Consider the following 22,012-nt stretch of genomic DNA (forward strand, 5'->3'; position numbering starts at 1 on the left):
ATCATGGTGCCTCCTGGTCAGGAGGGGGCGTCGAGTGGTGACCGCTATCCATGGCGAGGAGCGCCGATGCCGAAGACCCTGTTACGAGCCGTGTCCGCGATCCTGTTGTCGCTGACCGCCTTGTCCGCCCCCGCGGCGTACGCCGACGACGAGACCACCCCTGTCGCGGTGACCGTCAACGCCCGCGCCGCCCTGGCCACCGTCCCCCAGACGGGCATCGGCACCAACCATGCGATCTGGGACACGAACCTGGGCACCGACGAGACCGCCGACCGGCTGAAGGACGCCGGAGTGAAGCTGCTGCGCTATCCCGGCGGCTCGTACTCCGACATTTACCACTGGGCCGACCACACCGCGCCCGGTGGATATGTCGCCCCCAACACCGACTTCGACACGTTCATGAGCGGCGTACGCCGCACCGGAGCTCAGGCGATGGTGACCGCCAACTACGGCACGGGGACCGCCGAGGAGGCCGCGGCCTGGGTACGGCACGCCAATGTCACCAAGGGCTACGGCATCAAGTACTGGGAGATCGGCAACGAGAACTACGGCAACGGCCACTACGGCTCCGCCTGGGAGGCGGACAACCATGCCGACAAGAGCCCGGCCGAGTACGCCCGCCACGTCGTGGCCTACGCCGACGCCATGAAGGCGGTCGATCCGACCATCAAGATCGGCGCGGTGCTGACCACCTCGGCCAACTGGCCCGACGGCCTGGTCGGCGAAGGGGACACCGGGACCTGGAACAAGGTCGTCCTGTCCACCGCCGGATCGAAGATCGACTTCGTGATCCTGCACTGGTATCCGGGCGCCCTCGACAAGGCCGGCCACGTGGCCGACATGATCCACCTCACCCGCGAGCAGATCACCAAGTACGCCGGAACCGGCTCCGAGCGGATCGGCATCGCGATGACCGAGTTCAACACCGGCAGCAGCAGCGCCGGCACCACCACCCAGCCCGGTGCACTGGCCGCCGCCGACGCGTACGCGACGCTGCTGGCGAACGGGGTCTTCACGGTCGACTGGTGGAACGTGCACAACGGCATCGGCCCCGTCACGCAGGTCGAAGGCCACACCGACTACGGCGACTTCGGCCTGCTGTCGAGTGCGACGTGCACCTCCGACAACTCGGTCTGCGAGCCGGCGCTGAACACGCCCTTCGCCCCCTACTACGCGCTGCAGATGATGAGCAGGTTCGCCCGCCCCGGGGACCAGTTCGTCCGCGCCGCGACCGACCAGCCGAAGGTCACCGCGCACGCCGCCCGCCGGCCCAACGGTGACCTGGCGGTGCTGCTGATCAACACATCGTCCGACACGTCGTACCCGATCGCGCTGGACTACTCCGGCTTCCGCCCGGCGGCGGGTGCGGCCACCGTGCTGACCCACACCAACGGCGCCACGAGCATCACCACCTCGACGGCGGAAAACCCGACGCTGCCCCCGCTCTCCCTCACCACGCTCGTCCTGCGCCCCGCCTCGTCCCAGACCGGCCTCCCGGCCGCCCCCGGCCAGCCGACTGCCTCGGACATCACGGACAAGACCGCCACGATCTCCTGGCCGGCCGCCTCCCCCGGCGCCCGTCCGATCGCGAAGTACGAGCTCCACCGCCAGAACGGCGCCATCAGCGAGCAACTCGGCGAGACGACCGGCACGTCGTTCACCGTGAACAACCTCAAGCCGGGCACCCGGTACACGGTCAACGTGATCGCCCGCGACAGCGGCGGCGGCCTCTCCTGGTCGTCCCCACCGCTGACCTTCACCACGGGCACCCCCGCCGCCAGCTCCTGCACCGTCAAACTCACCAACCAGACCGACTGGGCCAGCGGCTACGTCGGCGCCATCGAGATCACCAACAACGGCGCGCCGATCAACGGCTGGACACTGAACTTCACCTGGCCGAGGTCATGGCAGAGCCTGGGCAGCGGCTGGAGCGCCGTCTGGACCCAGACCGGGTCGGACGTCAAGGTCGTGAACGAGGCCGGCAACGGCTCACTCGCCACGGGCGCGTCCACCACGATCGGATTCGTCGGCAACTACAGCGGCCCGAACGTCCTTCCCACGGTCTTCACCCTCAACGGAACCGTCTGCGGAACGGCCTAGCAACCGCGACGGCCCGGCCGGCTGACCGGCCGGGCCGTCGCCACATCTCGGGACAGCACCTCGTTCATCGATCGGAGAGCTCTTCAGGGACCGGCAATCCGAGAGCCGTGAGGAAACGAGCGGCCTTGACCTCGACGAGGATCTCCCCGTCATCGAGATCATCGACATCCTCGTCCTCGTCGAACTCGATCTCCGCGAGATCCTGGTCTTCGGCGAGATAGATGGCCAGCTCGTCTTCCTTCGCGGCATGTGCGATCTTGTCGGCGCCGCCCCGTCGTTCCCTCCACCAGTCGGCGAGGCCCTTCGCCTCCCGCTCTACGTCGGTCGGTGGCGAGGCGGCCTCGTCCTCGAAGTATGTGCGTGGCGTGAAGCCCAGGTACGCGACGCCGCTGCCACGTCCCGCCGGAGAATAGACGACCGTCGCGATGTCGCTGTCGTAGATGTCAAGCATCAGCCACGGACCCGGGATCGCCGGTGGCTTGTCACCCTTGTACGTCAGCCATCGGGTTCCGTCGAAAAGGTATGTGCCGAAAAATCCCATCAGATGCCCAAACTCCGCCGCCAGGCTTCGCTTCGCGATGATCAGAGACTACGCCGCCCTGTCATCCCCGTGACCTCGACGTAGACCTTCCCCGTGACCTCGGCGTAGACCTTCCCCGTGCACCGGCGCCCGTCCCCTTGGCGCGGGCTTGCTCCCGACCGCTCATAGCAGCCGCCTTTGCAGGACGTCGGCGATGACCGTGTCCACGACCTTGCCGACGGCTTCGGCGTCCGGCGGGGCGCCTTTCCGGTCGGCGAAGAGCAGGTGCCCGGCTCCGATCAGCGTGAGCGCAAGCGTGTCGACGTCGGCATCCGCCGCGATGCGCCCCATTTCGCGCTCCACGGTGAGGTAGGCCGCGATCATGGCCGCGGCTTCGGCCAGGACCGGGACACCGGACGGCCTCGCCTGACGCAGCCGGGCGCGCAGTTCGTCCCGGGAGATGATGAGGCCGACGATCGCCACGGCGACCGTCCCGAACAGCTCCATCAGCGCGCGGGTGAGGTTGCCGGCGACGGTGCCGGTCCCGGCGGACTCACGCAGGGCGACGGACTGGTCGTCGATCCGGGCGATGCGGTCCAGCACCAGCTCGGCGAGGAACGCGTCGAAGTCGGCGAAGTGCCGATGCAGGACACCCTTCGCGCAGCCTGCCTCCGTGGTGACCGCCCGGCTGGTCAGCGCGTTCGGCCCGTCCCGGAGCAGCACACGCTCGGCGGCGTCGAACAACTGTGCGCGCGCGTCGCGCATGGCCACCCCTGTCGGCATGCTGCCTGCCTCTCCCTTCCGTTGACGAGTGGGCATGTGCCCACTATGGTGGGCACATGCCCACTCTACCGCCTGAGCGCGCAGGTCTTTCTGAGCAGGAGCCTCATCGACTCCGTCAGGTAGCGGAGTCGTTCGGCTCGGACGCCGAACGCTACGACCGGACCCGTCCCCGCTACCCCGACGCCATGGTGGACCGCATTGTCACCGCCAGCCCCGGACCCGACGTCCTCGACGTCGGCTGCGGCACCGGCATCTCCACCCGGCAGTTTCGAGCGGCCGGCTGCAGGGTGCTCGGCGTCGACGTCGACACGCGGATGGCCGAATGGGCCCGGCAGAGCGGGATCGAGGTCGAGGTGGGCGCGTTTGAGACGTGGGATCCCGCCGGGCGGACCTTCGACGCGGTCATCGCCGGGCAGACCTGGCACTGGGTGGACCCCGTCGCAGGCGCGGCCAAGGCGGCCGGCGTGCTGCGGCCAGGTGGCCGGCTGGCGCTGTTCTGGAACGTGGCCCAGCCCCCGCCCGAAGTCGCCGACGCCTTCGCCTCCGTCTATCGCAGGGTGGTGCCCGACGTGCCGGCGTACGCCCTGACGATGCCGGCCATGGAGATGTACTCGGTGATGTTCACCAAGCCAGCCGACGGCATACGGGAGTCGGGCGCGTTCAGCGACCCGGAGCAGTGGCGGTTCGACTGGGAGCGGCCCTACACCCGGGACGAGTGGCTGGACCAGGTGCCCACCCACGGTGGCCACAGCCGGTTCCCACCGGACCAGTTGGAAGAACTGCTCGCGGGCATCGGCGCCGCGATCGACGCGTCGGGGGGCGGCTTCACGATGCGTTACACCGCCGTGGTGGTCACCGCGTCGCTAGCCGCCGCGCCCTAACCCTCCCTCCTGTCACAGGCGTCACGGCCGTGGTCAATTGGTGTGGGATACCCCATCCATATCCCGCTTTGGGGTATAAAGGCGGTAATTCCGCGCTTGGGCGGAGATAGACGCTAAGGAACGGCCATAGGTGAGCGCTGAACCAGCCGTGCTCCAGTTCTCCGTCTTGGGTCCTCTGGCGGTGACCCGCGAGGGCGAACGCATCGAACTCGGAGGCACCCGCGTCAAAGCCCTGGTAGCCACACTGCTCATCGCCCAGGGCAAGGTGGTGACGACCGACCACATCGTCGACGCGGTATGGGGAGAACACGCTCCGAACAGCGCCATTTCCACGCTGTATTCGTACATCACGAGGTTGAGGAAGGCCCTCGAACCAGACCGGCAGCCCCGTGCGGCCACAGGCCTCCTCGACCGCCAGGGCCCGGGCTACGTCCTGCGCGTCAGGCCGGAATCGGTGGACTCGGAACGCTTCGCCGCTCTGGCGGAGCGCGGCGCGAGGCTGCTGCCCGACGATCCACCGGCGGCGGCGGAAAGCCTCGCGACCGCGCTCGCGCTGTGGCGCGGCCCCGCGTACGCCGACCTCGGCGACTCCGACGTGGCGGGCGCCGAGATCGCGCGGCTGGAGAACGCCAGGCTTGCCGCCCGCCAGGACCACGCGGCGGCCCGCCTCTCGATGGGCGCGGCCGTCCAGGCGGTGGGCGAGCTGGAGTCGCTGGTCCGCGAGCACCCGCTGGCGGAGCGGTCCTGGGAGTTGCTGGCGCTCGCCCTGTACCGGAGCGGGCGGCAGGGAGACGCCCTGGCCGCCCTCCGCATGGCGCGCGAGCGGCTGATCGAGGAGCTCGGAGTGGACCCCGGCCCCTCGCTGCGCGCCGTGGAGGCAGCGGTGCTCCGGCAGGACCCCGCGCTGGACTGGCGGGCTCCGAAGGAGGCGGCGGTGATCGCCGAGCCCGCCGAGCCGAGAGTGCCTGCCCGCCCGAAGCTTCCGGCGCCGCTGACCCGCCTCATCGGGCGTGCCGCCGCCCTGAGCACGGTGAAGGATCTGCTCGCCGCCCACCGGCTGGTGACGATCACCGGTCCCGGCGGCACCGGCAAGAGCCGCCTGGCTCTGGAGATCGCCCGGGAGCATGAGGACGGGGACGGCCCGTGGCTGGCCCTCCTCGCCGACGTGACCGATGCGGAGCTGCTGCCGGCCACGGTCGGCGCGGCGATGGGCACGGCCATCACGGCCAGCACCGACCACCTCGCCGCCTCGATCGGCGACCGGGAGATGCTGCTGGTCCTCGACAACTGCGAGCATCTGGTCGACGCGGTCGCGCCGCTGGCGGAGACGTTGTTGTCCCGCTGCCCCGGCCTGCGGCTGCTCACCACGAGCCGGGAGCCGTTGGCCGTCGCGGGAGAGACGACCTGGGATCTGCCACCGCTGGACCTCGATGGGGCGGCCGTCGAACTTTTCGTGGAACGGTCCCTCGCGGTCCGTCCGGACCGGCGGCCCTCGTACGACGAGCGGCGGCTGATCTCCCGGATCTGCCGGGAGCTGGACGGCCTTCCTCTGGCCATCGAGCTCGCGGCGGCCCAGACCCGAGTCCTGTCCCTCGACGAGATCGCCGGCGGGCTCCACGATCGGTTCGCGTTGCTGGCCACCGGCTCCCGCACCGCCCCCGAGCGCCATCGGAGCCTGGAGGCGGCCATCGAGTCGAGCGTGCGCCTGCTCACCCCACCCGAGAAAGACCTGCTCGGCTGCCTGAGCCTCTTCGAGGGCGGGTTCGACCTGGAGGCGGCCGAACGGGTGGCGGGGCCTCCGGCGGTGCTGCACAGGTTGGGCGGTCTCGTCGCCAAGTCACTGGTCACTGTGGACGGCGTTGCCGTGCCCCGGCGCTATCGGATGCTGGAGAGCATCCGGCAGTACGCCCTTCGCACCCTGTCCGGCGACGAACGGGCCCGATGGGCGGGCCGCCATCTGGCGTGGGCTGTCGAGCTGGCCGAGACGGCCGGACGGCGCCTGCGCACCTTCGACGGGGAGCTGTGGCTGCGCAGGCTCCGGAACGAGCAGTCGAACACGCGGGCCGCGCTCAGCTGTGCCCTGGCCGCGGGCGACGGGGACGCCGCGCTGCGCATCGCCGGCGCGCTGTCGTGGTTCTGGTATCGCAACGGCGACGTGCACGAAGGCATCGCGCGGCTGTCCGAGGCCCTCGACCGCGCAGACGCCGACCACCCCGGGCGGGGGCAGGCGCTGATCGGGCGGGCGTTGCTCCGGTACCTGGCGGGCGACCCGTTCGCCGGGAACGACGACGTCGAGCTGGCGCTGCGGCAGGCCGAGGCCACCGGCGACGTCGAGACCATGGCCCGCGCCCTGCCGTACCGGGCGTACTTCCTCCAGCTCAGCGGCGACCCGGGCAAGGCGCAGAGCACGCTCGCCGAGGGCTGGAAGCATGTACGGGCGGCCGGGCTGCCGTGGGTCGAGGCCGAGCTGATGATGGTGCGCGGACAGATCACCAGGGTGGCGGGCGATCCGCTGCTCGCCGCCGGGCAGCTCGTACAGGCCGCCGACATCGCCGAGGCCTGCGGCCACGAATGGGCGTACTGCTCCTCGGGCTGGATCGGGGCGAAGGTCGCCATGGACCTGGGCGACGCCGACCGCGCGGTGCAGCAGGCGGCCCGGCTGGTCGTGCACCTCGACCGCGTGCAGGACGTGACCTCCTGGCTGGCCTGTGCCCACGTGCTTGCCGGCGCCCTCGGCATGGCCGGCCGGGCGACGGACGGCGCCGTGCTGCTCGGCACGGTCTCGGCCATCGGCTCCCGGGTGGGTTACTCCCCCGAGCTCATGGATCCGCTGGACGGCCCACGGAACGTCGCCGCCGTGCGCGACGCCCTCTCTCCGGAGGCGTACGAAGAGGCCACGGCCATGGGGGCGAGCCTCACGAAGGAGGACGCCACGGCTATGGCGCGCCGCCTCATCGTGAGCACCCCGGGCGACGACGGCCGGCAGACGGTCCTGCGCAACGGCCACTCCTGACCGGAACGCACGGGGACTCTGCCTCCTCCGAGTGAGTCACTCCCTTTGCGCCGCACCGCCCGGGAGATCAGCCCGGTCTCGTAGGCCAGCACGACGGCCTGGACGCGGTCGCTGAGACCGAGCTTGGAACCACGTGTTCGCCCACCGGCGGCGACTCTCCCAGCCGTTGCCACGCGGAGCCCGCGGTCAGCGGACCTTGCGGAAAAACGCCCGGACGTCGTCGACCAGCAGATCAGGGGCCTCCATGGCGGCGAAGTGACCGCCCCGGTCGAACTCCGACCAGTGGATCACGTTGTGCTCGCGCTCGGCGACACGCCGGATCCCGCCATCACCGGGGAAGACCGCGACCCCGTGCGGGACCTCCGAGCGCTCGACCGGCATCCCCCACTGTGCCGAGCCCTCCTTGTAGAGCCGGGCGGACGAGGCGGCGGTGCGGGTCAGCCAGTAGATCGTCACGTCGGTGAGCATCTGGTCAAGGTCGACCGCGTCCTCGGGCAGGTCGTGCGCGGGGTCGGTCCACTCCTTGAACTTCTCCACGATCCAGGCCAGCTGGGCGGCGGGTGAGTCGTGCAGACCGAAGGCGACGGTCTGCGGCCGGGTGGCCTGGATGATCGCGTAGCCGGAGCGGTCGTCGTCGGCGTAGAGCTGCATGCGGGCCTGCTCGGTCTCGGTGAGGCCCTCCATCTCGGCCGGGTCGAAGGCCGGGAAGCCGAGCGCGCCGTTGACGTGCACGCCGACCACCCGCTCGGGGGCGACGCGGCCCAGCTCGGGGGAGATGACCGAGCCGCTGTCGCCGCCCTGGGCGCCGTAGCGCTCGTAGCCGAGGCGGCTCATCAGCTCGGCCCACGCACGGGCGACCCGGCGAAGGTCCCAGCCGGTCTCGCGGGTGGGGCCGGAGAAACCGAAGCCGGGGATGGACGGGGCGACGACGTGGAAGGCGTCGGCGGGGTCGCCGCCGTGGGCGCGGGGGTCGGTGAGCGGGCCGATGACCTTCATGAACTCGACGATCGAGCCGGGCCAGCCGTGGGTGAGGATCAGTGGCAGCGCGTCCGGCTCGGGGGAACGCACGTGCAGGAAGTGAATGTTCTGGCCGTCGATCTCGGTGGTGAACTGCGGGTACTCGTTGAGCGCCGCCTCGTGCTTTCGCCAGTCGTATCCGCTGCGCCAGTACTCGGCCAGCCGCTGCACGTACGAGACCGGGATGCCGTACGACCAGCCGACGCCGGGCAGCTCGTCGGGCCAGAGGGTGCGCGCCAGCCGGTCGTGCAGGTCGTCGAGCGCGGATTGCGGGATGTCGATGCGGAACGGACTGATCTCCGTGGTGAACGTCATGGAGAGCACGCTAGGGACGGGTTAGGACAGGATCGGTCCTAGGAATAGGGCAATCTGGAGAACATGGTGGAGACATCGGCCCGGTTGCTCAGACTGCTCTCGCTCCTGCAGACCCACCGGGAGTGGTCGGGCGTGGAACTGGCGGAGCGGCTCGGCGTGACCGCACGGACCGTCCGCCGTGATGTCGGGCGGCTGCGCGAGCTCGGCTATCCCGTGCACGCCACCGCGGGCACGCCCGGCTACCGGCTCGGCGCAGGCACGGACCTGCCGCCGCTCCTGTTGGACGACGACGAGGCGGTGGCGGTCGCGGTGGGGCTGCGGACGGCGGCCGGGGGCTCGGTGTCGGGGATCGAGGAGACCTCCGTGCGGGCGCTGGCCAAGCTGGAGCGGGTGCTGCCGTCCCGGCTCCGGCATCGCGTGCACGCGCTGCAGTCGATGACCGTGCCGATGGGACGGGCGGGTTCGGCGGTGGACCCGGCCTCCCTGACCGCGATCGCCGCCGCCTGCCGCGACCACGAGACCCTGCGGTTCGACTACCGGACGCACGACGGGCAGGAGAGCGCTCGCGCCGCCGAGCCGTACCGGCTCGTCCACTCGGGCCGGCACTGGTACCTGGTGGGCTGGGACACCAGCCGGGCGGACTGGCGCACCTACCGGGTCGACCGCCTGAGCCTGCAGACGCCGAACGGACCACGGTTCGTCCCCCGCGACCCGCCCGACTCCGACCTGGCGGCCTACATGTCCCGGTCGATCTCCATCGCGCCCTATCGATACCAGGGCCGCTTCACGATGCACGCTCCGGCCGAGGTCGTCGCCGAGCACATGCCGGCCACGACGGGGACGATCGAGCCGATCGACGAGCGGTCCTGCACGTTGTCCAGCGGCGCGAACGACCTTGACGAACTCGCCGTCTGGGTCGCGCTGATGGACATCGACTTCGAAGTGCACGAGCCACCCGAGCTCGTCGACCGTATCCAGGCCCTCTCCGCCCGCCTCGCCACTGCTGCCAGATCATCCGGAAGCAGCGTGAAGCGCTCTGCGAGCTCGTCCGGGTCCAGCGGCTCAGGCAGCCCGCGGAACTCCGATCCCGGAGGTAGATCAGGCTGAGCACGGTGTGGCCTGATAGGAGGCGACGAGGCCGAGACTGCCATGGGGATCCTCCTGACCTGCGAGATGGGAGGGTTCGACGGCGCTCTGAGCGTCCTCGCCGAGCGGTCGCACCCGTACCGGGGCAGGCTCGGCATCCCCGCCGAAGGGCCCGGTTGAGGTCCGATCGGCGGCCCGCGCGGGCTTCCGGAAGCAGTCGGACCGGTCGCCGTCCATCGCGCCTCCGGCGGCCCCGGATGGCACGGACCTGCCGCGCGATGTCGTGAAGGCCTGCGACCGGCCGGCGCGGGCCGCAGGCCTCCACCTGTACGTCAACCGGAACGCTGTTACAGCTTGCCGGCGCCCGCACCCGCCGTGACGGAGGACTTCACGGCACCGACGTTCTCTGCGGTGTAGCCGTACGGGATTGCCGCCACGGAGCCATTGATCTCACATGGCCCGGAGTTGGTCAGCGAGTTGTTTCGCGCCACCAACCGTCCGGGATCGGAGTCCGCGTACCCGCTCGCCGACCAGCACGCCTGCTGCACGTTTTCGAAGACGTTGGCTTCGACGAGCAGTCCGGCGTCCATAACCGAGGCGATGGCGTAGGAGGAGGTGTTGTGGTTGATATTCGAGTAGTAGTTGTTGAACACGTGGACCGTCTCACCGAAACGCACCCGCGGATTGCGCTCGAAAGTCCGGTCGAACCAGTTGTGGTGATAGGTGACCCGTAGGTGGCCCCGATCTTCACCGGCATTGCTGTCGGAGTGGCCGACCAGTGAGTTCTTCCAGTGATTGCGGAAAACGTTCCACGACACAGTGATGTAGTCAGCGCCGTGGGTGATGTCCAGCATGCCGTCGTAGTAGTCGGGGTCGCTCTCGATGGTGCTGGAGAGGGTGTTGTGGTCGATCCACGCATGGGTGGCGTTCTCGATCTGGATCGCGTCGTTACCGGGTACGCCGCGGATGTTCATGTTCTGGATGATCACATTGGCTGGGCTCATGTCCTCGATGTTGAGGGTGGTCCCGGAGATACCGGAGTTCGCGCCGACGCCCCGGATCGTCTTGTTGGCCGAGATCTCGACGGTGCCCGAGCCGCTGAGCATGCCGTTGACCAGGATGGTCCTGGCGCCTGCGGCCTGTGCCTGGGTCCGGAAATCGGCAAAGGTGCTCACGGTGACCGTGGATCCGGCCGCACCACCGGTCGTGCCACCGCCCTGCGTGGCCCAGCCGATGATTCCTCCAGGCGGCGGGGGTGGTGGTGTGCCACCTGCCTCGAAGTCGAGGTAGTCGATGTTGGGCAGGCCGTTCGAGGTGGTCGGGTTGAGCCGGATGGTGTTGCTTCCCGAGTTCACCGACACGGTGAGCGTCTTGGTGACCCACGTGTTCCACGCGCCGGTGGCCTCGAAGGAGACACTTTGGACGGTCGAGCCGTTGACGACCAGGTCGGCGGTCCGGGCACTCGTGGTCCCGTTGGCGAACCGCACGCCGAGAGTCGCCGTCCCGGCTGCGCCGGCGTTGACGGTGAACTGGGCGTAGGCGCCGGTGGCGTTGTTGCCGTTGCAGAACCCGCTGCCCGAGTATCCGGAGTGGTTGCTGTCGATGGTGCCGGTGCAGACCGCGGGCGAGGTCTCCGCCTCATACCGCGTGGGCGCGGCATGAGCGGCGGGTTGGGACAGGGCGATGAATGTGCCGGCTAACAGGCTGGTGCATGCGAGGACGGCTTTCAGGCGCATCATGCTCTCCAGTGGTGTGGGTACGGCGGCGCGGGCCATGTTCCAGCGCCAAGACGCCGCGTACGAGATCGCCTTGGTGACCTTGCCCGGGCAAAGCATGGAAACATCGATGAAACCGTAGCCACGGTAGGAAAGCGCTTTCCCTCCGTCAACTACCGGTGAAACTTTCATGACGCGCGACCGGTCTGATTGTGCGCCCGGCAGAGCAGGAAGCGTTCCGCCGCACGTCGTCCGGAAATCGTCGGCCACTCTGACATCGAGGTCACGATGACGATCTACGGCTACGCCTCCATCGACGAGAAGCGCTGAGCCCTCGGCAAGCTAGGCGAAGCGCTGAGCTCACATGATCACGTCACACGGCGAAGCGCTCCCGGGGGCTCCTGGAGCGCTTCTTCATGTTCCCTGGTAGAGCCACTTCTCGCTGTGGCGGTGCTTCGTAGGCTCCGATTCCTCGCCCCGTAGCAGGATCAGGCGAACGCGTTGCCGAGATCTCCGTTCGGCGATGTTCGTGTCTTTGCCGATGCCCTTATAGGACCCGCCCGCGTCATGCCTGTAGCGGCGACCGTCCTGCTTCTGTATTTGTAGCGGCATCGTCTTGTCGGTCCGGCTCACAGCAGGGATTCTTCAGGCCCTCAGATGTGGCCGCCACGACTACTGTCACAGCGTCTCCGCGCCCGCCGCGTGCCGTACCCCCGGACAAGATCAAGCCGGCGACGTGCGCCGGCTCGGCCAGCGCTACCAGCAGCGCCACGCTGACCGAACCGGAGACAGCCACGAGATGGACGGGCTCGGCCTCGCCAAGGATCGTTGCACGTATCGATGCGACGGCCCGTTCCAGCGAGAACGGTCCCGGCGTCGCACCGTGACCCGGTAGGTCAGGAGGCAGGAGCCAGCACCCGATGTTCGTCTCTTAACTGGAGGATCTGCGGCTGCCAGCCGCGCCCGCTGGATCGAACGCGTGCATGAAGACGATGGCCGCCATATCGCGGCCCTTCCTCTGGTTACGTGGGCCTGCCCCCCGCTCAGGATCGCGCGTGAACTGCGACTCTGCTCTCAAGGCGGGCAGGCCACACCGGCGTCAGCGGCTGTAGGCCGCGGCGAGCTGTCCGACGAGGGTGGCGAACGGTATGTCGAGGTCGCTGTACACCTCGCCGGCGATCGGGTGCGCGTTGTCGGCGAGGATCTCTACGGCGAGCGTGGCGTAGTCGCTCACGATCACACCTGCCTGCTGCAGCCGGAGGAGCCCGGTCTCCCGCTTGGTCCGGGAGAAGGTGCCGCAGGCGTCGACGGCCACGTAAGCGTCATAACCTGCCGCGGTCGCGGAGATCGCGGGAAACGCGGCGCATACCTCGAGCGAGATGCCAGCGATGATGAGTTTGCTGCGTCCGGTCGCCTCGACGGCGTCGCGTACCCGGTCGTCCTGCCAGGCGTTCACCGAGCTCCGGTCGATTACCTTCAGCTCCTCCGGGAGTACGGCCTGCAATTCGGGGATGAGCGGTCCCCACATGCTGTCAGCGGCCGTGGTGGTGACGACGATCGGCAGCTTCAGGCGCACTGCGGCCTTAGCCAGGCTTGTGACGTTGTGCCTCAGCTCGCTCACGGTAATGTCGCGCACCCCGGTGAACAGCCCGATCTGGTGGTCCACCAGCAGCAGGGCGGCGTTGCCAGCGGTCAAGGTGGTGTGGAATCGGTCCTGCATTTCTGCCTCTCTCTCTTCTGATAGTCACGGTCGGTGACGCATCCAGCCTCGATGCGCTGGCCTGCTGGAACAATCGCGATCTGGCACACTATTGGTGAGCAATCTTCACCAATGGGGGCGCAGGCGGTTGGACGAGCAGGAGATCGAGACCTTCCTGACCCTCGCCGAAGAGCTGCATTTCCGTCGTACGGCAGAGCGTCTTGGCATGTCGCAGGGCCGGACCAGCCAGATCATCAGGAAGCTGGAGCGCCGCATCGGCACCGCGCTGTTCGAGCGCACCAGCCGCCGGGTCAGTCTGACTCCGATCGGGCGCCAGCTCCGCGACGGGATCGAGCCGGCCTACCGGCAGATCCAGCGCGAGATCGCCAAGGCCTCAGCCGCCGGGCGTGGCATTCGCGGGGGGCTGCGCCTCGGCTTCTTCGGCCCGGCGACCGCACACGTGCTCAGCCAGATCATTGATGAGTTCCACGATCGCCATCCGGACTGTGAGGCCCAGCTCACTCTGGAGACACAGATCGATGACCACCTGGCGCCGCTGCGCAGCGACAGCGTCGATCTGCTGGCGACCCTCCTCCCGGTGCACGAGCCGGACCTCACCGTCGGCCCCGTGCTGCTGCGCGAGAGCTACGTGCTGGCCGTCTCCTCCCGCCATCCCTTCGCGCGGCGCGAGACGGTTGTCCTTGACGACCTGGCCAGGGATACGGTGCTCACCGTCGACGGCGCCCCAGCGTACTGGCTCGACCGGCACATCCCCCCGCGGACCAGCGCCGGAGAGCCCATCCGCCGCGGACCGTCGGTGACAACATTTCAGGCGGCACTCGCTCTGGTGGCGGCGGGCAAGGCGATGGTCCCGCTCACCTGCCAGGCAACCCGCTACTACGCCCGGCCGGACATCGCCTACATCCCCATCGCGGACGCCCCGGAGGCCGCGTACGGACTGGTCTGGAAGACAGCGAGGGAGAACGCCAGGATTCGCGCCTTCGCCGGCGTCGCCGCCCGTGCTTGAGCCCTGGATGCGGCGCGCGACGCGGGGTGCCGCTGGCCGACGTGGTGGATCTCGACGAGACGTGGGTCGACCGGCACACCCACTGGGTCATGGCACGCGTGGAGCTCGTGGCAACCGTCACCATCCCACCGACGTGCAGGAACGCCTAGCGATGTTCTCCCACGAGCGCGAGGCGAGCCGGCAGGACAAGCATCTGCCGGCGCAGGGCGACGACGACGTCCGGGTCACCGACTCCCGCTTGCCGGCCTCGCTGCGCCCAGGACAGAGCCGGAGGCGATCGCCCGGTGCCTGCGGCAAGATCTGCGCGAAGCTGCTCGCGAACCGCGAGCGGCTTCGCGGGTTGCCGTCGAGCTACCGACAAAGAGTCGATCGTGTTCATGAGGAACTCGGGATAGCGGTCGCCTGCGGCACCGCCGAGCGCGCTGAGCGTCTCCAGCTCGCCCGCCGTCAACGTCAGGTGTCCAGCCACGACGTTCTCCTCGACGCGGGCCGCGCGGGTGGTTCCCGGATTGGTGACGATGTCGTCGCCCTGAGCCAGCACCCACGCCAGCGCGAGCTGGGCAGGGGTGACGCCCTTGGCGGCGGCCAGATCGGCCAGGGTCTCGGCCGGCTTCCGGTTGGCGGCGAGATCGGCTTCCTGGAAGCGGGGGTCGGCGCGCCGGAAGTCGCCGTCGGCCGGCGTCGCGGTGCCGGTGATCGCACCAGCGAGGAAGCCGCCCCACGTTCCTTGTAAGCAGACTCGAGAATCGGCTGGATGCAGCCTGGAAAAGGGGTGCCCACATGGAACTGCGGCAACTGCGCTATTTCAGCGTCGTGGCGCAAGAGCAGCACCTGACCCGCGCGGCTGAACGTCTGGGGATCAGGGCCACCTCGCTCAGCCAGCAGATCATCACGCTGGAACGCGAGCTTGGGACGATTCTGTTCCACCGGACGCCGGGCGGCATGGTGCCCACGGCCGCGGGACGTGTGTTGCTTCCCCATGCACACCGCGCACTCGAGGCCGCCCACGCAGGAGTCCGCGCTGTTCAGCTTGCCTCCGGCGGCGAGCAGGCCTGGCGCGTCGGCGTGACACCTGGCGCGCCCTTCGGCGTCGTAGCCTCCTTGCGGGCGGGCGCGAGGCAGGCGAACCTGTGCGATCTGCCGGTGAGCCGCCAACTGGAGCTGCTGCAGAACGGGAAGCTGGATGCGGGTCTCATCGTGCTGCCCGCCGACACCGGACGTCTGGAGGCACGGACGGTCAGTGATGTACCGCTGGGCGTGCTGGTCTCATCCCGGCATCCGCTGGCCGGCCGGGACGAGCTCGGCTGGGACGACCTCGACGGCCAGGACCTGCTGTGGTTCGACAGGGAACTGGCGCCCTGCTACCACGATGCGATGCTCGACGCCTTCCGTGCGGCGGGCTGGCGGCCACGCCGAGTACATCAAGGCCCCCCACGGCGCGGGTTGTTCGTCGCCGAGCTGACGCACCACCAGTCTTTGGTGGCGATCCGTCCCCGCTGGGATCTGGCTGGCGACAACCTGGCCTGGTTGCCGGTGCCCGACGCCCCCCGGCTGCGGCACGCCCTGGTGTGGAGTCCCTCACACCGGGCCGCCGAGCGGCTTGCCGGGCTCGCCGCCTACCTGGCCGCTGAGGCCGCGCCTCACGCCGGTGAGGCGCCGCCTCATAGCCGTACGCCAGGTCGGTCCGGTTAGCTGCCGATATCTATCTCGGCTACTGGACTGGAGTAATGACCATGGCGCTCACCCACTGGGCTTTCATCTACGCCGCCGACGGCTGCGACCCCGAGCGGGATGTGTCCATCACCGAGACCGGCACCTGCCGTACCGTCCTGGTCGGTGTCGGCCGGCCTGAGCAGTCGCCGGCGGTCGCGGCCCGGCTCGTCGCCGACGGCGTCCAGCTCATCGAGCTGTGCGGGGCCTTCGGCCCGGTCTGGACGGCCCGAGTGATCGAGAAGATCGGCGGCGCGGTGCCGGTGGGGGCGGTCGGTTACGGCCCCGAGGCCACCCACGGGCTCCACGCGATATTTACCAGCCGGTAGTCGCCCGGCCTGGTCCTAGTCGCCCGGCCTGAGTCGCTTGGCCTCGGCCACCCCGACTCCCTTGAGATCGTTCAAGGAAAGGTGACGCCGCGGCCAGGCCACACCGTGACAACTCGAAACCGTGCCTCTAGCTGCGGGAAAGCGTCGAGGGCTTTGTCAGCCGACCCATCGCCGCGGGATGAGGAGTGGTCCCTCGTGCCGTCCTTGACGTCTTCGACGGACCGGGTGACTGATCTTGACGACTCATGCGAGATCGTGGTGCTCGTCGCGGTCATCAGGGAGCGGCGAGGACCTGCTGCCGATATCGAACGGGTCCACGCTCCACATCGCTGGCAGGGTCGCCCGGCAGAAGACGCAGGCGAAATCGGCCTCTGGCACGATGTTGCGCTCCTGACAGGTGGTGGAGCGCCGGAAGACCACCCGGTGCGTGAAGCCGACCGGCCGCTCCAAGCGGATCTGGTCCAGAGCCTGGTCCAGAGCCTGGGCGGCCGCTGGCCATGAGGTGGTGCACGGGCAGTACCCGGTCGAGGGGTTGCCGACCTTGCCTGCCAGGACTTGGATCCGTTAGCCGGGTATGCAGCCCTGCCTGGTAGCAGTTCCTCCCGCCCGGTCATACCGAGTCCCCGCCGGATCTCCCCTGTCCACGCCGGTTCCGTGCGGCTATGGTGCGCCGTACCCGATTTGATCTAGATCGCAGGAGCACCCGGTGATGAACGCGAGGGAGCCCGACTGGGCGTACGTGGCGAGGTCTCTGGTCAAGGTCATGGCCGTCACCGCGGCGCTGTTGCTGGCCTTCAGCGCGGTCGACCGGGTTCTGTGGGTGTTCATCGACTTCGACGACGAGCGAGTGGCCCAGGTGTACGCCACGGCCGCCCGCGTCGCGAACCCGGACAAGCGCCTGTCGCATGGTTACGGCAATGGCGGGGGGCTGCTCGAAACCACCTACACGCTGTGGGGGGAGCCGCGCCGGGCCGGTCCCAGAGCGGGCGCGACGGAGTACGAAATCGTGGAGAACCTGTTCGGCACCGTCCGGGCCCCCTCCCTCGACGGGCCGTCCGGCAGCCTGGCCGACGCGATCGGTTTTGTAGACGTGGACCCCGGCGTCGACGAGGTGCTGACGGAAAAGGCCCGGAAGACCATCGATGGGCTTCCCCAGACGCTCGACGCCGTCGCGGTCGTGGAGTTCGCGGACTCGATGACCACCGAGCGGCTCGTCGCCTTCAACCGGAGGCACAGGACCTGCGGAGGGGCGGACGTCTCCTACATCTACTCCCCGTCCTACTACGACGACTCCAGTGAACCGGCCTCCTTGAACGCGGTGGTCTGGAACCGCGGCATGACCGAGGACAACATCCAGGCGGATCTCACCTACCAGTGCGAGACCGAGCCCGTGGCGGCGCTGGCGGAGTTCCGCAGGTGGGTCGGGCTGCTTGACGAGGGGGACGACCTCGGCGCATTTGAGTTGGATTACGGGTGGCTCGCGGGAGCGGCCGAGGAGGGCGTCGTGCACGGGCTCGTCGTCGACCGCTGGAAACTCGCCGACCTGCGCAAGCTCCTCGACGATCCGGAGGTGCGGACGGTTCGGCTCGCTGACGTCGCCTTCGACCTCGGCGAGGTCGGGTAGCGGTCTTCGGCGGGCTCAGCGGCGCGGAGGCTAGCCCCGGCGCCCGTGCTGCCCAAGGCGGTCACGATCTGACCGCCGCACGCCAGGTGGGCCTGATCGGCCCGCTCGCCCGTGCCAACGTGCCGGCCTTCGCTGACCAGGGGTTACCAACGCGCAGAGGTGGTCAGGGGCGGGGTCGAACCGCCGACCTTCCGCTTTTCAGGCGGACGCTCGTACCAACTGAGCTACCTGACCCAGAGCGGTCCTGACGGGACTTGAACCCGCGACCTCCACCTTGACAGGGTGGCGAGCACTCCAAACTGCTCTACAGGACCTTGCGTTTCTTGCTGTTTGCGCTCGCTTAGCTTACCAGCTCTCCGGTGGTCTTCGACCAGCCGTTTCGCGGTGCGCTAGGCGCTCGCAGTGCCCCCAACGGGATTCGAACCCGTGCCGCCGCCTTGAAAGGGCGGTGTCCTAGGCCGCTAGACGATGGGGGCTCAGGATTCCCTGTCGCCTTCCGTCGGAGACCTCTGAAGCATAGGGGACGATTGCCCCTGATGCCAAAGTGGCGGACCGGCGTTCGGCGAGGGAGTGCCGCTGACCGATCCCGTTGGCGACGGGGCGTTCGTTGGCTCTGGGGAAATCATACGTTGTGGGTCGGGCTCCACGTGACGCTGGATGTACACAGACTGCTCCCCCAGCCCGCCCAGCGTGATGTCGTCCCAGGCCTGCAGCCGGCGGGTCTCCCTGTCGAAGTACAGGACCGAGGCCTGGACGGGGGTGGGCTGGGCATGTTCGAGCGCGCGCAGGCCGGCGCCGCCGGTGGAGCCCTGGATGAGCATGCGGGTGCCGGTCGGGAGCATGGTGGTTTTGCGTTCGTGGGTGTGGCCGGCGAGGATCATGGGGGCGGCGCCGCTGAAGCCCTTGCCGACGTCCGGGTCGTGTACGGCCACCACGTCGGCCTTGCCGACCTTGCCGAGGTGAGCCCGGGCGTATCCCGCCAGAGTGGCCGGGTTCGAGTCGACGCGCACCGACAGGTCCGGGGTGAAGCGGGGATCGCCCAGGCCGTAGATGCGGAGGCCGGCCACCGTTTCCGTTTCGTCGTCCAGGACGACGGCGTTCTTCTGCTTCTCGATGGCTTTCTGGGTGGACATGGAGTCGTGGTTGCCGCGGACGTACACGTACGGGACCCCGAGGCGGCCGATCTCGTCCACGAACTTGTTCTCGGCCTTGGTGCCATGGTCGGAAATGTCACCCGTGTCGACGATCAGATCCACGGCGAACTGGTCCTTGAGCGAACGGATGACGTTCCAGGCGATCGGGTTGATGTGGATGTCGGAGACGTGCAGGACCCGGATGGATTTGGGGTCGGCGTCGTACAGGGGGAGGGTGGAGACCGTGTCGTAGAGCTTTGAGACGTTCGTCACAAGTTTGGTGAGCTGCGACCGGTACGACTCGAAGCGCGTCACGATCGACTCCGCGCTGCCCACCAAGGGCGGCGCGGCGGCGACCAGGCCCGAGTAGCGGGGCTCCATGACCGAGTCGGGGCGGAAGGTGAGGGCGGCGAGCGCGCCCGTCCCCGCAAGGGCCACGGAGGCCGCCACGAGGCCCAGCAGGGCCACCCGCGGGCGCCTGTAGACCACCAGGACGGCGATCAGCGCCCCGGCGCCGGCGCACAGGAGTGAGCGGATGACGAGGGCCCGCACACCGTCCAGCAGATCGCTCTCGAGGAGCTGGGGCAGCCGGTCGGCCAGGCGGGGGTCCTCGAGGAAGGCCCTCGCGCGCTCCTGGTCGATGTTCTCCAGGGTGATGCGGAGGCGGAGCGGAGCGTCATGGGTGCGGAACGTGAGCGTGCCGAGCGGGCTGGCGTCCACGACCGTCTCGCCGTTCCAGGCCGGCCGCAGGGACATGCCGGTCTCGACGGGGCCGACCTGGGCGCGTACGGTGCCGCTGAAGAAGATCCCCAGCCAGGCGCCCGCAGCGGCCACCAGCAGGACGGCCGCCGCCTTCATCGGCTTCGATCGGAGGATTGCCTTTGAACTGTGGAGGAACTTCATACGGTTTCTTGCTTACCTGACCGTCGGGGCAGAATGGCAAGTGTGATCGAGGTATCGCGGGACAAGTTCGAGGAACTCGTGGCCGAGGCATTGGACACGATTCCCGCCGACCTCACGGCAGCCATGAGCAATGTCGTCGTCGTCGTGGTCGATGATCCGCCGGAGCCCAACCTGCTCGGCCTGTACACCGGTGTCCCCCTCACCGAACGCGGCGACTGGTACTCAGGAGTCCTGCCCGACCGCATCGAGATCTACCGCAATCCCATATCCCAAATATGTGATTCCGAGGAAGACGTGATCGACGAGGTGCGCATCACGGTCGTCCACGAGGTCGCCCATCACTTCGGCATCGACGACGCCCGGCTGCACGAGCTGGGGTGGTAACCCTTTGCCTTTGGTTGGCTTCTTTGGGTTGCGGCTGACCAAGTGATCGGGCACCTTAGGTGACATAGCGAACACCCTGAGTCAGGCACATCGGAGTCCAATGGGGGCCATGCGGGCGCGACGGCCGCCGGGACGGCATCGACGTGCGGACGTACATCAAGCCACTTATCGGGAAGTCGTCACCATCAGGGAGTTCCGGGCACTCTGGTACGCCCAAGGCCTGTCGCTCCTCGGCGACCAGCTCGCGCAGGTCGCTCTCGCCGTGCTGGTCTACAACCACACGCACTCGCCGCTGGCCACGGCGGGTGTCTACGCGCTGACATACCTCCCGTCGATCCTCGGCGGCCCGCTGCTGGCGGGACTGGCCGACCGGTTCGCGCGCCGGGCTGTCATGCTGACCTGCGATCTCATCCGCGCCGGGCTGGTGGCCGTCATGGCGGTGCCCGGCATGCCGTTCTGGGCGTTGTGCTCGCTGGTGTTCCTCGTGGTGCTGCTCAGCGCGCCGTTCTCGGCCGCGCGGGCGGCGCTGGTGCCCGAGATCCTGGAAGGCGACAGGTACGTCATCGGCTCGGCCCTCCAGAACATGACGAACCAGGCCGTTCAGATGATCGGCTTCGCGGCGGGCGGGGCGCTGATCGCCACGATCGGCCCGTACCGGGCGCTCGCCCTCGACGCGGCGACGTTCCTCGCCTCCGCGTTGATCCTGATCTCCGGCGTCCGCCGCCGCCCCGCCGCCGGTGGTGGCGATGGCTCGAAGCCGTCCATGTGGACCATGACCAGGGCGGGGGGCAGGCTGGTCTTCGGATCGAGGAAGTTGCGGACACTCGTCCTGTTCGCCTGGTTGTGCGGCTTCTATGTGCTCCCTGAAGGCATTGCCGTGCCGTACGCGGCCACGTTCGACGCGGGCACACTGCCGATGCCCGTCATCACCGGGCTGCTGATGGCGGCGATGCCGACCGGGACGGTGGTGGGGGCGTTCCTTTTCAGCAGGTTCGTGTCGCCGCCGCGGCGGCTGCGGCTCATGGGCTGGATGGCCATGCTGAGCTGCGCGCCCCTGATCGTGACCGCGATGCGGCCACCGCTGGCGATCGTGCTGGCGGCGTGGGTTCTGTCGGGGATCGGCGGGGCTTACCAGCTCGCGGCCAATGCCGCCTTCGTCCAGTCCGTTCCGCCCGAACGTCGCGCCCAGGCGTTCGGGATCGTGCAGTCGGGGCTGATGGCCGCACAGGGGATCGGGATCTTGGTGGGCGGGTTCGCGGCGGAGAGACTCGGTCCTGAGCCGGTGGTCGCGCTGTCAGGGATCATCGGGGTCACCTGCGCGGCCGTGCTCGCCATGGTCTGGACCGAGTCTCGGGGTGAAAAGACCGCCCGGGTGCCTGCCCGGGCCGCGGCCTCATCATGACTGGGGCTTGTGCTCGCCGCTCCAGTCGGTGCTCGTGCCGCGGTTCTGCGACTTGCTGATCAGGTCCTGCACGATGGAGGTGTCGCTGTCCTCGTCCGGCATGAGGAGCCAGCCGATCGCATAGACGCCGACGCCCAGGCCGCCGAAGAGCGTGGCGATCGCCAGCGCGATGCGGATCATGTTCGCGTCGATCCCGACGTACTCGCCGATGCCGGAGCAGACGCCCGCGACGATCCTGCCCTTCTGGGTGCGGCGGAGTTTCTTGACGTTGTGCTGGTGGTATTCGCTCATGTCTCAAGACTGCCCGCGTACCCGGTGTTAGCACATCGGGATTCCCCCTGGTAGAACCCTGGTAACCCCTTACGTGTAAG

Annotated in this window: 21 protein-coding genes and 3 tRNA genes; 11 read left to right on the forward strand and 13 right to left on the reverse strand. The window is 68.8% G+C overall.

What is annotated here, in order from left to right; genetic code table 11:
• Positions 1 to 66 precede the first annotated feature (66 nt).
• Positions 67 to 2,100: a cellulose binding domain-containing protein gene (locus EDD27_RS40250; RefSeq protein WP_127937043.1), complete on the forward strand. Its 2,034-nt coding sequence runs from the start codon at positions 67 to 69 to the stop codon at positions 2,098 to 2,100.
• 64 nt (positions 2,101 to 2,164) lie between these two features.
• Here EDD27_RS40250 and EDD27_RS54885 read toward each other — a convergent pair whose 3' ends face one another.
• Complete coding sequence (locus EDD27_RS54885; protein ID WP_164903995.1) at positions 2,165 to 2,551, reverse strand: hypothetical protein; 387 nt, start codon at positions 2,549 to 2,551, stop codon at positions 2,165 to 2,167.
• 252 nt (positions 2,552 to 2,803) lie between these two features.
• Positions 2,804 to 3,403 carry a TetR/AcrR family transcriptional regulator gene (locus EDD27_RS40260; protein WP_127937045.1) on the reverse strand — a complete coding sequence of 200 codons (600 nt, stop codon included), beginning with the start codon at positions 3,401 to 3,403 and terminating at the stop codon, positions 2,804 to 2,806.
• 56 nt (positions 3,404 to 3,459) lie between these two features.
• Here EDD27_RS40260 and EDD27_RS40265 point away from each other — a divergent pair, with 56 nt between their 5' ends.
• Both EDD27_RS40265 and EDD27_RS40270 read left to right on the forward strand, forming a co-directional pair.
• Complete coding sequence (locus tag EDD27_RS40265; RefSeq protein ID WP_127937046.1) at positions 3,460 to 4,284, forward strand: class I SAM-dependent methyltransferase; 825 nt, start codon at positions 3,460 to 3,462, stop codon at positions 4,282 to 4,284.
• Positions 4,285 to 4,414: 130 nt separating this feature from the next.
• Positions 4,415 to 7,297: an AfsR/SARP family transcriptional regulator gene (locus EDD27_RS40270; RefSeq protein ID WP_127937047.1), complete on the forward strand. Its 2,883-nt coding sequence runs from the start codon at positions 4,415 to 4,417 to the stop codon at positions 7,295 to 7,297.
• A gap of 186 nt (positions 7,298 to 7,483) precedes the next feature.
• Here the strand turns inward: EDD27_RS40270 and EDD27_RS40280 are convergent, their stop codons facing one another.
• On the reverse strand, positions 7,484 to 8,629 hold the full coding sequence (locus EDD27_RS40280; RefSeq protein WP_127937048.1) for an epoxide hydrolase family protein: 1,146 nt from the start codon (positions 8,627 to 8,629) through the stop codon (positions 7,484 to 7,486).
• 63 nt (positions 8,630 to 8,692) lie between these two features.
• Here EDD27_RS40280 and EDD27_RS40290 point away from each other — a divergent pair, with 63 nt between their 5' ends.
• On the forward strand, positions 8,693 to 9,736 hold the full coding sequence (locus tag EDD27_RS40290) for a helix-turn-helix transcriptional regulator (RefSeq protein WP_164903996.1): 1,044 nt from the start codon (positions 8,693 to 8,695) through the stop codon (positions 9,734 to 9,736).
• Between the two features lie 326 nt (positions 9,737 to 10,062).
• On the opposite strand, the gene EDD27_RS40295 is transcribed toward EDD27_RS40290, so the two are convergent.
• The 3 genes from EDD27_RS40295 to EDD27_RS40305 all read right to left on the reverse strand — a co-directional run bounded on the left by EDD27_RS40295 (position 10,063) and on the right by EDD27_RS40305 (position 13,150).
• Positions 10,063 to 11,550: a pectate lyase family protein gene (locus EDD27_RS40295; RefSeq protein ID WP_127937050.1), complete on the reverse strand. Its 1,488-nt coding sequence runs from the start codon at positions 11,548 to 11,550 to the stop codon at positions 10,063 to 10,065.
• 445 nt (positions 11,551 to 11,995) lie between these two features.
• The gene (locus tag EDD27_RS59010) at positions 11,996 to 12,352 is read right to left on the reverse strand and encodes an alpha/beta fold hydrolase (RefSeq protein WP_127941290.1); all 357 of its coding nucleotides are present in this window, start codon (positions 12,350 to 12,352) and stop codon (positions 11,996 to 11,998) included.
• Between the two features lie 177 nt (positions 12,353 to 12,529).
• Positions 12,530 to 13,150: an isochorismatase family protein gene (locus EDD27_RS40305; RefSeq protein WP_127937051.1), complete on the reverse strand. Its 621-nt coding sequence runs from the start codon at positions 13,148 to 13,150 to the stop codon at positions 12,530 to 12,532.
• 94 nt (positions 13,151 to 13,244) lie between these two features.
• Between EDD27_RS40305 and EDD27_RS40310 the strand changes: the two genes are divergently transcribed.
• A complete protein-coding gene (locus tag EDD27_RS40310) occupies positions 13,245 to 14,156 on the forward strand; it encodes a LysR family transcriptional regulator (RefSeq protein WP_241564519.1) in 912 nt (303 codons plus the stop codon).
• Positions 14,153 to 14,305 (forward strand): hypothetical protein, encoded by a 153-nt coding sequence (locus tag EDD27_RS54890; protein WP_164903997.1) that lies wholly within the window; start codon positions 14,153 to 14,155, stop codon positions 14,303 to 14,305. The genes EDD27_RS40310 and EDD27_RS54890 overlap by 4 nt, the downstream gene beginning before the upstream one ends.
• On the opposite strand, the gene EDD27_RS40315 is transcribed toward EDD27_RS54890, so the two are convergent.
• Positions 14,302 to 14,916, reverse strand: coding sequence for an aldo/keto reductase (locus EDD27_RS40315; RefSeq protein WP_127941292.1), 615 nt, complete (start codon positions 14,914 to 14,916; stop codon positions 14,302 to 14,304). The two genes, EDD27_RS54890 and EDD27_RS40315, sit on opposite strands and share 4 nt — an antisense overlap.
• A gap of 20 nt (positions 14,917 to 14,936) precedes the next feature.
• Between EDD27_RS40315 and EDD27_RS40320 the strand changes: the two genes are divergently transcribed.
• The gene (locus tag EDD27_RS40320; RefSeq protein WP_127937052.1) at positions 14,937 to 15,848 is read left to right on the forward strand and encodes a LysR family transcriptional regulator; all 912 of its coding nucleotides are present in this window, start codon (positions 14,937 to 14,939) and stop codon (positions 15,846 to 15,848) included.
• A 35-nt stretch (positions 15,849 to 15,883) separates the two neighbouring features.
• Positions 15,884 to 16,195: a DUF6506 family protein gene (locus tag EDD27_RS40325; protein ID WP_206641867.1), complete on the forward strand. Its 312-nt coding sequence runs from the start codon at positions 15,884 to 15,886 to the stop codon at positions 16,193 to 16,195.
• A gap of 243 nt (positions 16,196 to 16,438) precedes the next feature.
• Here EDD27_RS40325 and EDD27_RS40330 read toward each other — a convergent pair whose 3' ends face one another.
• The gene (locus tag EDD27_RS40330; protein WP_127937054.1) at positions 16,439 to 16,645 is read right to left on the reverse strand and encodes a hypothetical protein; all 207 of its coding nucleotides are present in this window, start codon (positions 16,643 to 16,645) and stop codon (positions 16,439 to 16,441) included.
• A 259-nt stretch (positions 16,646 to 16,904) separates the two neighbouring features.
• On the opposite strand from EDD27_RS40330, the gene EDD27_RS40335 reads away from it, so the two are divergent.
• Positions 16,905 to 17,819 (forward strand): hypothetical protein, encoded by a 915-nt coding sequence (locus tag EDD27_RS40335; RefSeq protein ID WP_127937055.1) that lies wholly within the window; start codon positions 16,905 to 16,907, stop codon positions 17,817 to 17,819.
• A gap of 160 nt (positions 17,820 to 17,979) precedes the next feature.
• On the opposite strand, the gene EDD27_RS40340 is transcribed toward EDD27_RS40335, so the two are convergent.
• The 4 genes from EDD27_RS40340 to EDD27_RS40355 all read right to left on the reverse strand — a co-directional run bounded on the left by EDD27_RS40340 (position 17,980) and on the right by EDD27_RS40355 (position 19,810).
• A tRNA-Phe gene (locus EDD27_RS40340) sits at positions 17,980 to 18,053 on the reverse strand.
• A 5-nt stretch (positions 18,054 to 18,058) separates the two neighbouring features.
• A tRNA-Asp gene (locus EDD27_RS40345) sits at positions 18,059 to 18,133 on the reverse strand.
• 89 nt (positions 18,134 to 18,222) lie between these two features.
• A tRNA-Glu gene (locus tag EDD27_RS40350) sits at positions 18,223 to 18,295 on the reverse strand.
• Entirely contained in the window at positions 18,296 to 19,810 is a 1,515-nt protein-coding gene (locus EDD27_RS40355) for a metallophosphoesterase family protein (protein WP_127937056.1), read from the reverse strand.
• A gap of 78 nt (positions 19,811 to 19,888) precedes the next feature.
• Here EDD27_RS40355 and EDD27_RS40360 point away from each other — a divergent pair, with 78 nt between their 5' ends.
• Positions 19,889 to 20,239, forward strand: coding sequence for a metallopeptidase family protein (locus EDD27_RS40360; protein ID WP_421916547.1), 351 nt, complete (start codon positions 19,889 to 19,891; stop codon positions 20,237 to 20,239).
• A 109-nt stretch (positions 20,240 to 20,348) separates the two neighbouring features.
• Positions 20,349 to 21,641, forward strand: a complete 1,293-nt coding sequence (locus EDD27_RS40365; RefSeq protein ID WP_338324685.1) for an MFS transporter — start codon at positions 20,349 to 20,351, stop codon at positions 21,639 to 21,641.
• Here EDD27_RS40365 and EDD27_RS40370 read toward each other — a convergent pair.
• On the reverse strand, positions 21,636 to 21,932 hold the full coding sequence (locus EDD27_RS40370; RefSeq protein ID WP_127937059.1) for a PspC domain-containing protein: 297 nt from the start codon (positions 21,930 to 21,932) through the stop codon (positions 21,636 to 21,638). The genes EDD27_RS40365 and EDD27_RS40370 overlap by 6 nt on opposite strands.
• Between the last annotated feature and the right edge of the window lie 80 nt (positions 21,933 to 22,012).

The organism is Nonomuraea polychroma, assembly GCF_004011505.1.
Classification (GTDB): domain Bacteria; phylum Actinomycetota; class Actinomycetes; order Streptosporangiales; family Streptosporangiaceae; genus Nonomuraea; species Nonomuraea polychroma.